The 15359-nt window shown below is 62.4% G+C and carries 11 protein-coding genes; 3 read left to right on the top strand and 8 right to left on the bottom strand.

Translation table 11 applies throughout. The features are described from left to right. The first annotated feature begins 77 nt into the window (after positions 1-77). Positions 78-392, top strand: coding sequence for a hypothetical protein (locus GGD63_RS03240; RefSeq protein WP_183239441.1), 315 nt, complete (start codon positions 78-80; stop codon positions 390-392). 354 nt (positions 393-746) lie between these two features. Here the strand turns inward: GGD63_RS03240 and GGD63_RS03235 are convergent, their stop codons facing one another. The 4 genes from GGD63_RS03235 to GGD63_RS03220 all read right to left on the bottom strand — a co-directional run bounded on the left by GGD63_RS03235 (position 747) and on the right by GGD63_RS03220 (position 8191). Then, positions 747-1391, bottom strand: coding sequence for a phasin family protein (locus GGD63_RS03235; protein ID WP_183239440.1), 645 nt, complete (start codon positions 1389-1391; stop codon positions 747-749). Positions 1392-1583: 192 nt separating this feature from the next. After that, entirely contained in the window at positions 1584-3362 is a 1779-nt protein-coding gene (locus GGD63_RS03230; RefSeq protein WP_183239439.1) for a hypothetical protein, read from the bottom strand. 185 nt (positions 3363-3547) lie between these two features. Continuing rightward, a complete protein-coding gene (locus GGD63_RS03225) occupies positions 3548-4234 on the bottom strand; it encodes a GTPase (RefSeq protein ID WP_183239438.1) in 687 nt (228 codons plus the stop codon). Between the two features lie 186 nt (positions 4235-4420). Beyond that, the gene (locus GGD63_RS03220; RefSeq protein WP_183239437.1) at positions 4421-8191 is read right to left on the bottom strand and encodes a vitamin B12-dependent ribonucleotide reductase; all 3771 of its coding nucleotides are present in this window, start codon (positions 8189-8191) and stop codon (positions 4421-4423) included. Between the two features lie 769 nt (positions 8192-8960). On the opposite strand from GGD63_RS03220, the gene GGD63_RS03215 reads away from it, so the two are divergent. Beyond that, positions 8961-9857, top strand: coding sequence for a DMT family transporter (locus GGD63_RS03215; RefSeq protein ID WP_183239436.1), 897 nt, complete (start codon positions 8961-8963; stop codon positions 9855-9857). On the opposite strand, the gene GGD63_RS03210 is transcribed toward GGD63_RS03215, so the two are convergent. The 3 genes from GGD63_RS03210 to GGD63_RS03200 all read right to left on the bottom strand — a co-directional run bounded on the left by GGD63_RS03210 (position 9854) and on the right by GGD63_RS03200 (position 13427). Beyond that, positions 9854-12109: a CHASE3 domain-containing protein gene (locus GGD63_RS03210; RefSeq protein ID WP_183239435.1), complete on the bottom strand. Its 2256-nt coding sequence runs from the start codon at positions 12107-12109 to the stop codon at positions 9854-9856. The two genes, GGD63_RS03215 and GGD63_RS03210, sit on opposite strands and share 4 nt — an antisense overlap. After that, positions 12106-12519, bottom strand: a complete 414-nt coding sequence (locus tag GGD63_RS03205; RefSeq protein WP_183239434.1) for a response regulator — start codon at positions 12517-12519, stop codon at positions 12106-12108. The genes GGD63_RS03210 and GGD63_RS03205 overlap by 4 nt, the downstream gene beginning before the upstream one ends. 248 nt (positions 12520-12767) lie before the next feature. Further along, complete coding sequence (locus tag GGD63_RS03200) at positions 12768-13427, bottom strand: BA14K family protein (RefSeq protein ID WP_183239433.1); 660 nt, start codon at positions 13425-13427, stop codon at positions 12768-12770. 245 nt (positions 13428-13672) lie between these two features. Between GGD63_RS03200 and GGD63_RS03195 the strand changes: the two genes are divergently transcribed. Then, positions 13673-14080, top strand: a complete 408-nt coding sequence (locus tag GGD63_RS03195; RefSeq protein WP_183239432.1) for an NADH:ubiquinone oxidoreductase subunit NDUFA12 — start codon at positions 13673-13675, stop codon at positions 14078-14080. Positions 14081-14615: 535 nt separating this feature from the next. Here the strand turns inward: GGD63_RS03195 and GGD63_RS03190 are convergent. After that, positions 14616-15302 carry a DJ-1/PfpI family protein gene (locus tag GGD63_RS03190; protein WP_183239431.1) on the bottom strand — a complete coding sequence of 229 codons (687 nt, stop codon included), beginning with the start codon at positions 15300-15302 and terminating at the stop codon, positions 14616-14618. Between the last annotated feature and the right edge of the window lie 57 nt (positions 15303-15359).

Raw genomic sequence — 15359 nt, 5'->3', positions numbered from 1 at the left:
TCACCATGGACGTTCGCTGAGAGGAACGGGCGCTGGCTCATTCCGTTTTCATGAGGGGCTTGTTAGAGGAGAACAACATGAAAGCAATGATCATCGCGCTTTCGGCTGCCGTTGTCATGGCTACAGCCCCAGCCGTGTTTGCCCAGGGTGTATCGAGCAAGACGCCGGGTCATGAGATGCAGCAAACGGGTTCCAAGACAGGCGAGCCGGGCGCTTCCAGCTACGCTCCCGGACATAAGAAGAAGCATCACGCGAAGGCCTCGAAGAGCACCAGCCCCGGCGCGTCGAGCTACGCTCCAGGACAAACCACAGGTCAAACCACCGGCGCGAGCACGAGGCCGAGCACCGGCTCGACCACGAGGCCGACCGCCGGCTCGAAGTCAGGGTACTGAACTCCAGGCGGTCGTTAAGCGCGTAGGGTGGGTTAGCTCCGCGACTGCGCAAAGCGCAGTTCGCGCAGCGTAACCCACCACTTCTGTCTCCGCGGACACGAAAGCGTGGGGTGGTCGGGTGGCCGAAAGCGTAACCCACCTCTTTCATCTCGGCGCGCGGAGAGGTGGTGGGTTACGCCGGCGGACCGCGCTTCGCGCGACCGCCCGCTAACCCACCCTACGGATTTACTGCGCAAAGCGCAGTTCGCAGGATGGTCGAGCGGAGCGAAGCCCATCAGCGAATGATGGGTTTCGCAAGGATATTGACCATCCCAGGGGCGTCCAGCCCCGCGGCGTCGCAATACGCAGCTGCCGTTAGTGACGTATCGCGCGGATTTCGAGCGTCGTCTGGGTGAGCCTGGCCACGACCCCCTCAAAATGCATGACCCTTTGTCTGGTCAATTGGTCATGCAACTCGGCGATCTTCTGGGATTCGGCGACAAACGAGTCGCACGCCTGTTTCGCGTATTCCATCTGAAGCTCAAATGCTTCGACGGGTGAACGCGCCGTCGCGAGCTTTCCCACAAAGCTCCAGGCTTGCTCAAGCGACGTCCTGATGTAGTCGCTATAGGCGTCGGTAATCGCCTGCGTGCTGGCCTGGAAGGGTTCGACCGGTGCGACGGGCGGGCTTGCAGCGATTTCCATCGCGGAAGCCTCGTCCGGCAAGGCTGCAGCCGAAGGTATCTCAGCACTGATCTGTCGGCTCGGCTCTTGCTCGGTCTCTTGCCTGCTCTCCGCCGAGGCATCCGGCAATTGATGCGCCGCACTTGCGCGTTGCTCGCCGGCCCCGGTCCGTTGTCCGGCCTTCTTCTTGCCACCGCGCCGGCCGGATTTTCCCCTTGGCTTGTTTTCCACCGCACTCAACATTGCAAATGGCTCCTGAATATCGATGAAGCCGCGAGCCTCCGTCGCGTTTGCGCTGAAATCGCGATTGTGGGCTGTCGCTGGCGTGGCGGCCATGTGGTGAGATTTTGCCGGGCATCGGCAGGGCCGCAGGGTGGGTTAGCCCCGGGCCGCGCGAAGCGCAGTCCCTTGGCGTAACCCACCTCTTTCATCCCGGCGCGCGCAGAGGCGCCGGGTTACGCCAGCGGACCAAAACTCCACCGCCAGCGCCAATAGGTGCGCTCCTTTGTGGGACACGAAGATGGCCGCTCATGTTTGAAACTCTACCGAGCGAATCTGGTTTTTGACTTGTTCTAGAGATGCACGCGTTTCTGCAAGCAGCTCAAATGAGGGCTCAATAGCGCGCTCCTTAACACGAGCAGCCACCCGAGTGAGGCGGTCAAGGTTTTTTGTCGCGTCGCTGAAATACGATGACGTGTGATCAAATACATCATCCATGACGACTTCATATTCCGCGCGCAAACGGCGATAGTCGTTCTCGGAGTGCCGGAGGGCATCGATGCGTTCTGTTGCTATTTGTTCCCAGCCATCAGGATCGATCTCAATAAGTCGCGCATAGGACGCCGAAAGCTTCTCGGCAAGTTTAGCTTCGTCGAGTGTCGAAAAATCGTGCGAATTCAGTGCCTCGTCGACTATGTTAAACACTTTTCCCTTAAGAATTGATCGCGAATCTCCTAAAATCCTCGCGGTAGTTTTTGGAAAATCATCGAACCACTTTGCTATTCCCCAGCCAACGCCCACTGCGATTACTTCGGCCACAAGATTCCAGGCGATTGAGTTAAGCATGTCTTGTGGTACATCCCGGTTCACGTAGATGTAAAACAGGTACGCAACTGAGGCCAACCCCACCGTTCCCAGCATAGCGGTTATATATCGCCACCGACGTCTCCGTCTGGCGTTCAAAATATCTGCATTATACTGTTGATTTGCTTCCGCGATGGTGCTGGACAATTGGATATCCAAGCGTCCGGTCAGATGGCGGATGTCTTCGCTCAGTTCACCGGTAATTGAGGTTTGAAGCTGCTTTTGCTCAGCTTCGATACTAGGGGCTATTTCTCGCGTACCGGTTACAGGCGACGGTATCTTGAGCTCGCCAAGGCCTGCGATAAGTGGTCTGAGATCTTTCTCGATAGCAGCGAAACTAGTGAGGGCGCGGGTAGACACATCATTAAAATCGGGGAAAAGCGTTCTCATTGTTTCATTTGTGAACGCGGTCGTATCGCTCTGAGTGAACTCAGACTCAAGGGCGTCAAGTCGTGCGCCAATGCCCAAAGTCGAAATGGATTCCTTTGTTGTGTGGGAGAAGACGCCGTCTCGATACAACTCAGCATTCCTAAAGAACTGATCAAGATCGAGAGTTAGCGAGTTTTGGGCATTGAGAACCTCAGTCTCGCATTCGCGAACCGGAGATTTCTCCGCGATTAAGGTAGCCAGTTCGTCGCAGAGGCGGCGTAAGTCCGCTGCGGCTTCTCTGACTGCGTGCGCTTTCGCCTCTCTCAAACCGGACCAATCGCCTACGATGTTGGCAGGCACCAAGGGCAAAAGCGTGTCTGGGTCAATTCCAACCAGATCAGACGCAATCTTCTCTGATTGCAACAAGGGAGCTTCCTGGTCCCAAAGTCGTAGCTCCTCCAGCCTCCAACGCAAGTTTCTTGCTATCTCAAGCCGAACTCTCGATTCCAGCTGTCGAGCGGTGTGGTGAGCGTGATCGTAGAGAAACTTCGTAATTGACGAGCGCCTCGTAGCCACTGATTCAAAATAGCCTGCACGTGCTGGTATCTGATCGATTACCCGTAAACTCTTCATTGTTCGCTCGCGGGTGGAGCGGATCGATCCAAGTTGGTCCAACCAGTTCTTGGTCAGGTTGTTGTTCGAGATTGAAACATTCTTGTTATAGAGCTGAATATTCTGTTCGGCCGTGCTCACAATTTTATTGAGCTCGCGCAGCTTTTCGTCGATGAAATTGCCAAAAAATGTCTTCAGCTCCTTCGCGGTCGATTGAAAGTAGTGGAGCTTGTGACCGTGCATGACGATGCGCGCATTGGGATTATTCGGGTCGCATTTGGTCTGAATTAAATTGACGAGCTTTTCAATATTATACGCGGCCTTGTTGTCGATGAGAATGAATTGCTCCTCAGTATAAACGATCGGATGAAATAGCTTGTTTAGCCGTGTAAGGACGTCTCCGAGGAATCGGTCGCGTTTGGCGCCGTCTAAGTGGTGGAAGACACCGGTTTAGACTGATCAAGACGAAATTCATCTGCCCTGGTCACGATGAATCTGATGGGGATAAAGCGCAGCCTCCGATGTATTTCGGTAAGGAGAGGAAGGTCAGTTTTGTCGAGGGGGCTGGTTGCGGAGAAAAAGAATAGAATGACATCGCAAATCGGGAGAAAGTCACGAGCGACTTCCTCTACAAATTGAGTATCCCCACTTCCGGGCGTGTCGGCTATCGCAATCTTATGCAGTAACGGACTTTCGACCGACTCGTGACGAATGGTGACGTGTCCTTCTCGAATTACTCCAAGCAGAGACTTTGAGTTCTCCTCGCTTGTGATTAGCGTAATGGTCGTGTCGGTAGGATTGAGGTCGGTTCGACGCTCGCGATCGGTATCCCAAGTGTTTAGGATTGAATTTATTGTGCTCGATTTTCCCGAAGAGAAATGACCCACTAGGCCAACGTAGAAGAGGTCGCCATCGCGTTCGAGGTATTGAGTTAGACTCTGCCGCAATCGACGCAGAATGTTGTACTGTTCTGTTGTCCTGGCGTTCTTGGCAAGATCGAGAGCTTCTCCTGTCTTTGGTTCATCGAGCAAGTCGCTCAATTCACGGAGGCCGGCCAATATTTTTGATGCTTGGACATCAGTGCCATGTTCTCGGTGGTGGTGTTCTCCCTCCATCTAGTTCCCTCTCAAAAATCATCCATTTGAAAATAATATATCTGCGTCAGACTCTACCAAAAGTAGAAGTGGCGCAAGGGTATTTCTATCGAACGAATTGGATGCGTATGCAAAAGGGCGGCCTTCCGGCCGCCCTTCGTGGATGCCCGGGTCAAGCCGGGCTAACGATCATCGTGAGTTGCGACCTCACGAACACCCCGTCGTGCTGCCGCACGTATCGCACTTCATGCAGGTCCCATTCCGCACCAGCGTGAAGTTGCCGCACTCGCTGCACATCTCGCCTTCGTAGCCCTTGGCCTTCGCCTCCGCGCGGCGCTCGGCCTTGCTGGGGGCCGCAACCGCGGCGGTGCCGGCCTTGCTCCACTGCAGCTGCTCGAGCTTCTCCGTGGGGGAGAGGTCGTGGCTGGTTTCCTGCTTCAGGGCGACGGCGCCTTCGATGGCATCGCCGACACGGGCTGACGCACCGTGCGAGGCGAGGGCGGTGACCTTGTTGCCGCCGGCGGGGGCGCTGTCGTTGCCTTGCGAGACCGCGGTCGAGCCGCCGCGCATCACGACGAGGTTGTCGGTCCGCGAGCGGGTGAGGCCGCGCGAGACCAGCCGGGTCGCGTGGTGGCCGGCGTCCTCGTCCGGCTCCTTGCCTTCCTCGACGCCCTTGCCGAGCGCGTCGAAGCCGGTCTCGTTGGGATCGACATGGGCGAGGTCGAAGCGCGACATGTAGCTCACCGCCAGCTCGCGGAAGACGTAGTCGAGGATCGAGGTCGCGTACTTGATGCTGTCGTTGCCCTGCACGGGGCCCGCCGGCTCGAAGCGGGTGAAGGTGAAGGCGTCGACGTACTCATCGAGCGGCACGCCATATTGCAGACCTAGGGAGACCGCGATGGCAAAATTGTTGATGAAGGAGCGGAGCGCTGCGCCTTCCTTGTGCATGTCGATGAAGATCTCGCCGAGACGGCCGTCGTCGTATTCGCCGGTGCGCAAGTACACCTTGTGGCCGCCGACGACCGCCTTCTGGGTGTAGCCCTTGCGTCGGTCAGGCATCTTCTCGCGCTCGCGCATCACGACGATGCGCTCGACCAGCTTCTCGACGATCTTCTCCGAGACCTGGGCGGCACGCGCCGCCATCGGCTTCTCATAGAGCTGCTCGACCGCATCGTCCTCGTCCTCATCGTCGCTGATGAGCTGCGAGTTGAGCGGCTGGGAGAGCTTGGAGCCGTCGCGATAGAGCGCGTTGGCTTTCAGGGCCAATTTCCACGACAGCATGTAGGCGGACTTGCAGTCCTCCACCGTGGCGTCGTTCGGCATGTTGATGGTCTTGGAGATCGCACCCGAGATGAAGGGCTGGCTAGCTGCCATCATGCGGATGTGGCTCTCGACCGACAGATAGCGCTTGCCGATCTTGCCGCAGGGGTTGGCGCAGTCGAACACCGGATAGTGCTCGGCCTTGAGGTGCGGAGCACCTTCGACAGTCATCGCGCCGCAGATGTGGACGTTGGCCGCCTCGATCTCGCGCTTGGTGAAGCCCACGGCCTGGAGCAGGTCGAAGCCGGGGGCCGCGATCGCCTCGGCACCGATGCCGAGCTGGTCGCGAATAAAATCTTCGCCAAAGGTCCACTTGTTGAAGGCGAACTTGATGTCGAAGGCGGTCGGCAGGGCCTTCTCGACCTTGGCGATGGCTTCATCGGTGAAGCCCTTGGCCTTGAGGGTCGAGGCGTTGATGCCGGGCGCGTTGGAGAGCGAGCCGTGGCCGACGGCGTAGGCCTCGATCTCCGCGATCTCGCTCTCGCGATAGCCGAGCGCGCGCAGCGCGGAGGGCACCGCACGGTTGATGATCTTGAAGTAGCCGCCGCCGGCGAGCTTCTTGAACTTCACCAGCGCGAAGTCGGGCTCGATGCCGGTGGTGTCGCAATCCATGACGAGGCCGATCGTGCCCGTGGGCGCGATCACCGTGGTCTGGGCGTTGCGATAGCCGTGCTGCTCGCCGAGCTGAAGCGCCGCATCCCAGGCCGCCTTGGCATGGGTGACGATGTCGGCTTGCGGGCAGGAGGCGTGGTCGAGCGGCACCGGGTTGACGGAGAGCGCCTCGTAGCCGGAAGCCTCGCCATGGGCGGCGCGGCGGTGGTTGCGGATGACGCGCAGCATGTGCGCGGCGTTCTTCTTGTAGCCGGGGAAGGTGCCGAGCTCGGCGGCGATCTCGGCCGAGGTCTTGTAGGTGATGCCGGTCATGACCGCGGTCAGCGCGCCGCAGAGCGCACGGCCTTCCCTGCTGTCATAGGGCAGGCCCATGGTCATCAGGAGGCCGCCGATATTGGCGTAGCCGAGGCCGAGCGTGCGGAACTCGTAGGAGAGCTCGGCGATCGCCTTCGACGGGAACTGCGCCATCATCACGGAGATTTCGAGCACGAGGGTCCAGAGCCGGCAGAGGTGCTCGTAGCCTTCCACGTCGAACAGCTTTGTCGTGGTGTTGTAGAACGTCAGCAGGTTCGCGGAGGCCAGGTTGCAGGCCGTGTCGTCCAGGAACATGTATTCCGAGCACGGATTGGACGCGCGGATGTCGCCGGACGCCTTGCAGGTGTGCCAGTCGTTCATCGTGGTGTTGAAGTGCAGGCCCGGGTCGGCCGACGCCCAGGCGGCGTAGCCGATCTTCTCCCAGAGGTCGCGCGCCTTCAGCGTCTTCGTCACCTTCTTGGAGGTGCGGGCGTTCAGGTTCCAGTCGCCATCCGTTTCGACGGCGCGAAGGAAGTCGTCCTTCAGCGAGACCGAGTTGTTGGAGTTCTGGCCGGAGACGGTGAGATAGGCTTCGCTATCCCAGTCGGTGTCGTAGGTGTCGAACTGGATGTCCTTGTAGCCTTGCTTGGCAAACTGGATGACGCGCTTGATGTAATTGTCAGGCACGAGGCTGCGGCGCGCGAGCTTGATCTCGCGGCGCAGCGCCGGGTTCTTCTCGGGGTCGAAACAGTCGTCGCCCGAGCCTTCGCAGTTGACGCAGGCCTTCAGCACCGCCTTGAGGTGCTTCTGGTTGATCTTGGATCCCGTGACGAGGGCGGCGACCTTCTGCTCCTCCTTCACCTTCCAGTCGATATAGGTCTCGATATCGGGGTGATCGACGTCGACGACGACCATCTTGGCGGCGCGGCGCGTGGTGCCGCCCGACTTGATGGCGCCGGCGGCGCGGTCGCCGATCTTGAGGAAGCTCATCAGGCCGCTCGAGCGGCCGCCGCCGGAGAGCTTTTCGCCTTCGCCGCGCAGGCGCGAGAAGTTGGAGCCGGTGCCGGAGCCGTATTTGAACAGGCGGGCCTCGCGGACCCAGAGATCCATGATGCCGCCCTCGTTGACGAGGTCGTCACCGACGCCCTGGATGAAGCAGGCATGCGGCTGCGGATGCTCGTAGGCCGACTTGGACTTGGTCAGCTTGCCGGTGAAGGGATCGACGTAATAATGGCCCTGGCCGGGGCCGTCGATGCCATAGGCCCAGTGCAGGCCGGTGTTGAACCATTGCGGCGAGTTCGGCGCGACCATCTGCATGGCGAGCATGTAGCGGAGCTCGTCATAGAAGGTCTGGGCGTCGGCGTCCGAGGTGAAGTACCCGCCCTTCCAGCCCCAATAGGTCCAGCAGCCGGCGAGGCGGTCGAACACCTGTTTTGCCGAGAGCTCGCTGACGTAGCGCTCCTTCTCGGGGAGCGCGGCCAGGGCGTCGGTGTCGGGCACGGAACGCCACAGGAAGGAGGGGACGGATTCCTCCTCGACCTTCTTCAGGCGCGCGGCGACGCCGGCTTTCCGGAAGTACTTCTGGGCGAGAACGTCGGAGGCGACCTGCGACCACTCGGTCGGCACCTCGACGTTATCAAGCTTGAACACGACCGAGCCGTCGGGATTGCGAATCTCCGACGTGGTCAGGCGGAATTCGATTCCCGCGTAAGGTGACTGTCCCGTGGTGGTGTGGCGCCGCTCAATCCGCATGGTCTTGCCCCGTCCTTATCTTTGACCGGTCCCGCCCCTCGTTGGGGGCGTGCCGGGTCGTCATTTCAGTTCGCGATTCCTCCCAGGCCGTTTGTGGCCTTAAGGCTTCGCAGTTCAGCCGGTGGATTCCGGCCCAGTTTCTCCCGGCGCGATTGCTCGATGCGTGCATCGATCATCCGCCGGCACGTCCACGCTCATCCGCCCCAACGGGATGTGCGCGACATGCGTTCAACGCCCCACAACGTCACAACTTCTATCGATGCCATCCGAGCCTTTTGCCGGCCCGTTCTGGCGCCCGAAAAGTCCGCTTTCACAGGGCAGACAAGCCCTTATTCCGCTGCCTTTGGCCGGCCGGCGGAGTGGTGATTTGCGAGACCCTTTGGGGGAGTGCCGGCGGGACGCAAACTCACTCGCGCCGAACGGATCGAAAGCTAGGACTCTCCGTTGCGCCCGTCAAGAACTAGTGCGAGTTCCTGAATCAAATACTAAATATGGTGGATTGCGGGGGATAACAGGGGTCAAGGCCGCGCCTGTTGTTGTGCCAAGTATCAGTGAGTCCTCAGGGATTCCCAACCGAAAAAATTTGCATCCGGCGATGATGCGGACCTTCATCCCGCTGTTCACAGGGCAGCTATATTTTTGAGCAATGGGATTGCGTCAGCTGGACTCACGTAGCCCTACGGAGGGTGAAGGCAGGCATGCCCGCTGAGGTGGTGGTCGGGCTAGCGAATCCGGGCCAAGCTGATCTCGATTTTGCCGGACTACCCACATGCATGATTCGACTCGCCGGGATGCGCGACCGCGCATCGCCCCGGCCGGCCTGATGTTCCTTGCGATCACCTCGATCGGCTGGGGCTTCAACTGGCCGGTAACGAAGTTCCTGCTCGCCGAGCTGCCGCCGCTCACCCTGCGCGGGGTCACCGGCGTGCTCGGGGCCGTGCTCCTGGCGGCGCTGGCCGTCGTCCGCCGGCAGAGCCTGAAGGTCGGGCCTGCGATCTGGCCGCGCCTCTTGACCGCCGCCGCCCTCAACGTCACCGGCTGGATGGTGCTGATGGGGCTGGCGCTGCTGTGGCTGCCGGCGAGCGAGGCGGCGCTGATCGCCTACACCATGCCGGTCTGGGCCTCGATTATCGCCTGGCCGGTGTTAGGGGAGCGGCCGACCGTGCTGCGCACGCTGGGGCTGGTGATGGCCTTTGCGGGATTGGCCTCGATCATGGGCGGCAACGGCATTGCCGCGAGCGCGGAGAAGCTGCCGGGAATCATCATGGCGCTGGGCGGCGCGTTCGGCTTCGCCGTCGGCACGGTGTTCTCGAAGAAGTACCCGATCCATCTGCCGCCGATCACGGCCGCGGCCTGGCAGATCGGGATCGGCTGCCTGCCGATCTCGGTCATCGGCCTCCTGATCGAGACCACGCATCTGTCGCTGGTGACGCCGGTCGGCTGGTGGCTGCTGGTCTATTCCACCGTGGTGCAGTTCTGCATCGCCTATGTCAGCTGGTTCGCGGCACTTTCGCGCCTGCCGGCTTCCGTCGCCGCGATCGGCACCATGGCAGTGCCGGTGATCGGCGTCGTCGCCTCCGCGATCGCGCTGGGCGAGCCGCTCGGGGCAGGGCAGATCGCCGCGCTGGTCTTCACGCTGGCCGCGGTGGTGCTGGCGACGCGCTAACTCGCCATCCCGCCACCGCCCAGCGCCTTGCGGATCATCTCGGCGAGCTGGTTGCGGCGATAGGGTTTCGTCAGCAGCAGCACGCCGTCATCTAACTTGCCGTGGTGGACGATGGCGTTGTCGGTGTAGCCGGAGGTGTAGAGCACCTTCAGCCCGGGGCGGAGAGCTGCCACCTTCTCGGCGAGCTCGCGCCCGCTCATGCCGCCGGGGATGACGACGTCGGTGAACAGCAGATCGAAGGCCTGACCGGCCTCGATCATTTCCAGCGCCGCCCGGCTGTCGGGCGCGGCGACCGTCTTGTAGCCAAGACTCTGCAATTGTGCGGTGACGAAGTTGCGCACCAGCGGATCGTCCTCGACCACGAAAATGGTCTCGGCACCGCCTTCGGCCTGCGGCGCAACGGTCGCGGCCGCGTCCGGCGTGCCTTCGCCCGGCGGCAGATAGAGCTTGATCGTGGTGCCGTGGCCTTCCTCGCTGTAGATCTTGATGTGGCCGCCGGACTGCTTGACGAAGCCGTAGACCATGGAGAGGCCGAGTCCCGATCCCTTGCCGACCTCCTTGGTGGTGAAGAACGGCTCGAATGCCATCTGCTGGGTATCGGCCGACATGCCGGTGCCGGTGTCGCTGACCGCGAGCATCACATAGGGGCCGGGCCGAACCTCCGCATTGGCCTGCGCATAGGCCTCATCGAGCACGACGCGGTGGGTCTCCAGCAGCAGCTTGCCGCCGTTCGGCATGGCGTCGCGGGCGTTGATCGCCATGTTGAGCACGGCATTGGTGAGCCGGGACGGATCGATATGGGCCGTCATCGGTCCCTGTTGCAGCACCGTCTCGATCTGGATCTGCTCGCCGAGCGTCGGGCGCAGCAGTTTTGCGATGTCCGTAATCGCGGCGTTGATCTCGACGTTGCGCGGCTGCAGCGGCTGCCTGCGCGCAAACGCGAGCAGATGCTGGATCAGCTCGGCGCAGCGCTCAGCGGCATCGTCGATCAGGCGCGCCACGCGCTGCAGCTCCGGCTGCTGCTTCAGGCTCGCGACCAGCGTTTCCGTGTTGCCGGAGATGACGGTCAGCATGTTGTTGAAGTCGTGCGCGACGCCGCCGGTCAGCTTGCCGATGGCATCCAGCTTCTGCGACTGGTGCAGTTGCCGCTCGGTCTCGCGCGAGGTGGTCGCGTCGTGATAGACCAGCACCGCGCCCGAGATGTCGCCTTGTCCGTCCAGCATCGGCCGGCCGCTGATCATGAGATGGCGCACTTGATTGCCGCTGTGCGGCCGGACGATCATCTCCAGATCTTCGAATTCCTCGCCGCGCAGCACGCGCGCCGAAGGCAGCTCCTCGGCCTTCATCGGCGTGAGCCCGTCGCCGTGAAATACGTCGGACAGCGCCCGCAGATTGCCGAGGTTCATGCCGGCGCGGTGCAGCAGCATGCGCTCGGCGGCCGGATTGGACAGAAGGACGTTGCCCTCGGCGTCGATGACCAGCACCGCCTCCGCCATGCTGCGAAAGGTGCTCTGGAGCACGTTGACCGACAGCCGCAGCTCGTCATGCGCGGCGACCAGATGCTCGGTGCGCTCGGCGACCGCGGCCTCGAGCTGCTCCTTGGCGGCCGTGGTCTCCAGCAGCGTGCTCTTGAGCGCGAACTGGGTGCGCTGGCTCTCGCGCATCACCATCACGACCAGCAGCAGGATCACCAGCGCGCCGGCGACATCGATGCCGAGCAGCACGATGCCGGTGCGGCGCGAATCCTGCGAGCGCGCGGCGAGCAGGCGTTCTTCCTCCGCGCTCAAATGGTCCAGATTGCCCATCACCGTGGCCATCAGGCCGCGGCCCTCGGCCTTGCCGTTGAGCACGGCGATGCCGGCCTCGTCGTTCATGGCGCGCAGGCGCATCGCCTCGGCGGCGATCTCGACCCGGCGCAGCGCCAGCGGCTCGGTGCCCTCCAGCAGCGCGACCTGATCGGCATTGTCGCGCACGCCGCTCTTGAGATCGGCAAGCGCCGGCGCGATCTGGGCGCGCACCGCCTCGAACTCGTCCTTGAAACCCGGGCTGCGATAGAGCTCGTAGCCGCGCGCGGCACTCTCGGCGCGCCGCAGCAGCACGCGCAGGTCGGAGATCTTCTTCTGCACCTGGACGGTGTGATTGACCCATGCGGCCTCGGACCGCGACTTCACGTCGAGGGCGATCGAGGCTGCGGTGATGATCAGGAGGATTGCAAGTCCAGCACCGAGAATGACGCGCTGCGTTGGAATCAAGGGGCTTCTTTCTTGTCCTTCGGCGCGCTCCCGCCGGCGAGGCATTCCCGGATGCTGGTCAGCAGCGCGTCCGGCGTGAACGGCTTGCGCAGGCAGCGGCTCGCGCCGAGCTCCAGCGCCATGCGCAGGAAATCGGGAGAGGGCGAGGCGGACGAGGCGAAGGCGTAGCCGGACATCGCGATCAGCGGGATCGCCGGCGCGCGCTCGTGAAAGATGCGGATGGATTCGAAGCCGCGCATGTGCGGCATGAAGATGTCGACCAGCATCACGTCGTAGGCCTGCGTTTCCAGCGCAGCCAGTCCCGCTTCGCCGCCGTCAGCCAACGTGACGTCGAAGCCCTGACGTTGGAGGAGGACCTCGATGGTCGCGCCGACCATCGGATCGTCATCTACCACGAGGATACGCGGCATGACATTTCCCAGTAGATCGAAGTCCCCACAAGTAATGTGTGATATCCGCGAATCGAGTGCCGGGTCAATTTTGGATTGGATCGGGGGAGATATGCACGGCGCGGTGAATAGAGGTCCGTTTGCATCGACTTGTACACAACGTCGCAAGCAACGAGGCCGATGCACGCGGAACAGGTGAGGGGCGCGGCACACGCGAAAAAGGCGCCGCATCGCTGCGACGCCGTTTGCGTCAGGCGTGATCGGTGCGCTCAAGGGCAGGGATGGCGCTGCCCGTCATAGCCGAGATAGGTGCCGGAGGCCGGATCATACGACCTGTAGCGCTGCGCGCAGTAGGCTGCGGAATCGTCGCCGCCGCTGTCGGGCACCACCGCCACTGACGGCTCATCATAGTAGCTGTCGCCATAGTAGTAGGGGTCATCGTAGTACCCGCCGCCGTAATAGGCATACGAGCCGAGGCCGCCGATCGCGGCGCCAGCCGCAAAGCCGGGCCAGAAGCCGCCGTGACGATGATGCCAGTGATGGCCGCTCCAATTGCCGCTACCGCCCTGCCAGTTGCCCGCGGTTGCGACGCTCCGCGTCCCGCTGAAGGACGGCGAGATGGTCGGCCGGCTCGCCATGCCACCGACGAAACTGCTGCCGCTCGGACGTGCCGCCGCGCCGGCCGCGAAACTGCCGCCACTCGGACGCATGGCCCCGCCGGCAGCGAAATTGCCGCCGCCGCCGTGGAAGGCCGCGCCGCCCCCGCCGATCCGCGCGCCACCGCCGCCGAAGTGAGCACCCCCGCCACCGCCGAAATGCGCACCGCCACCGCCGCCGTGACCACCATGGCCCTGTGCGAAGCTCGGCGTCGCCAGCGGAAGGACCAGCGCCAAGGCGGCTGCCGCGCTCAAGACTTTCAGACTTTTCATGATCAAGCTCCTTTTTCCCGGAAGCCAACCCAGCGACGGGACGGTGGTTCCAGGATCACGCCGGTTTGCGCGCGAGGCAGCGTCTCACCGGACCGCTGTACCCGGAATGAACGGATCGCGTCCGATTTGCGGCGGAGAGCAGTTGTCCAGAGTACGCATTTGTGGCGGGTACGGCCGCACCCGGCGAACTGGACATTTCGCCGTCCGGATGGCATCAGGACCCGACGAAGCAGGGCCCTTGCCGCATGAAACAATTCTTCCTCAAGTTCTTCACCTGGTGGAGTGGCCAGACGTTTGGCACCCAGCTCTGGACCAAGCGGTACGGGGAACTGGTCGGCCAGGACCAGCAGGGCAACCTCTATTATCGCACCCGCGGCGGGGCGATCGATCCGACCCTCGGCTTCGAGCGGCGCTGGGTGATCTATAACGGCTATGCCGAGGCGAGCCGCATCCCGCCGGACTGGCACGGCTGGATCCATCACGTCGTCGACACCCCGCCGACCGAGATCAACTACCAGCCGCGCGAGTGGGAAAAGCCGCACCAGCCGAATCTCACGGGCACGGCCAAGGCCTACCGGCCCTCCGGCTCGACGCTCGCCAGCGGCAAGCGTCCCAAGGCAACCGGCGACTATCAGCCCTGGACGCCCGGCTAGCCGGCTGCGATCTTCCATCATTCGACTGGATGCATCGGCATCCGCATCACGCCGCTGTGGACAACGGGAACAGCGGGGATGTCGCTTGCGCGGCTGTTGCACTGATACGGGCGATGCGGCTCAATGATCCCATCTTACGGAGATGGGAAACCATCGCGTTCGGTTCGGGCAACAGCTCGCGACTGTCCCGAAATGCAGCGGCCGCCGACAAGGACTCGATCGGGAGATAGGCCCCCGGTCTGGAAGGTCCGAAATCGCCCGATGTGAATGTGCAGCCGCCGTAAGACAGGAAAGGCCGCTTGGGAAACCGAGCGGCCTTTTTCTTTTGGGTGCCGCTCAGCGCCCGGACCGGAGAGGAGCGAATGCTGCTGCTCCGAACTCCGTCATTGCGAGCGCAGCGAAGCAATCCAGGCTGCCTCCGCGGAAAGATGCTGGATTGCTTCGCTGCGCTCGCAATGACGCTGCTGATGCAGCCTGCGCCACTTCGCGCTCGCGGCGCTACAGCGCGTCCGGGAGACGGAGGCGCCGTCGCGCTCTACACCACCCGCTCCGCCGCTCGCTTGACGGCATCGAGGCGGTAGGCCTGCAAAGGTGCGATGCGCTGCTTGACGGCAGCTAACACCTCGGCGGGCGCCGTGTCGGGCGAGCCGGAATTGAACGGCGGCGCCGGATTATATTCGATCCCGAGCTGGATCGCCTCCGCCGCGGTGCGGTTGACCAGGATCGACACCAGCGTCAGCGCGAAATCGATGCCTGCGGTGACGCCGCCGCCCGTCACGCGATTGCGATCGATGCAGACGCGCGTCCTGGTGGGCGTGGCGCCGAATTGGGCGAGCATCTCCATCGCGCTCCAATGGGTGGCGGCGCGGTAGCCCTTCAAGAGGCCGGCGGCGCCGAGTGCCAGCGAGCCCGTGCAGACCGAGGTGACGTATTTGGCGCCCTCGGCCTGCCGGCGCAGGAAGTCGAGCACCTCCTCGTCATTGAGCAGGTCGTCGGTGCCGCGGCCGCCGGGCACGCAGATCACGTCGAGTTGCGGGCAGTCGGCGAATGTCGTGGTCGGCGTCACGATGAGCGCGGAATCGCTCGGCACCGGCTCGAGGCGCTTCCAGATCAAATGCAGCTTTGCGCCGGGGACGGCGGCGAACACCTGCAACGGGCCGGTGAAGTCGAGCTGGGTGACGCGCGGGAACACCAAGAGTCCAATCTGGAGCGGCGCCGACATGAGAACCTCCAATGAAGAGCTTGACGGGAGCAAACTGGCATGATGCTCTTCTGTCCA

The organism is Bradyrhizobium sp. cir1 (assembly GCF_014198245.1).
Lineage (GTDB): Bacteria > Pseudomonadota > Alphaproteobacteria > Rhizobiales > Xanthobacteraceae > Bradyrhizobium.
The sequence above is the reverse complement of the archived record's forward strand: the minus strand, read 5'-3'. Positions and strand labels throughout refer to the sequence as shown.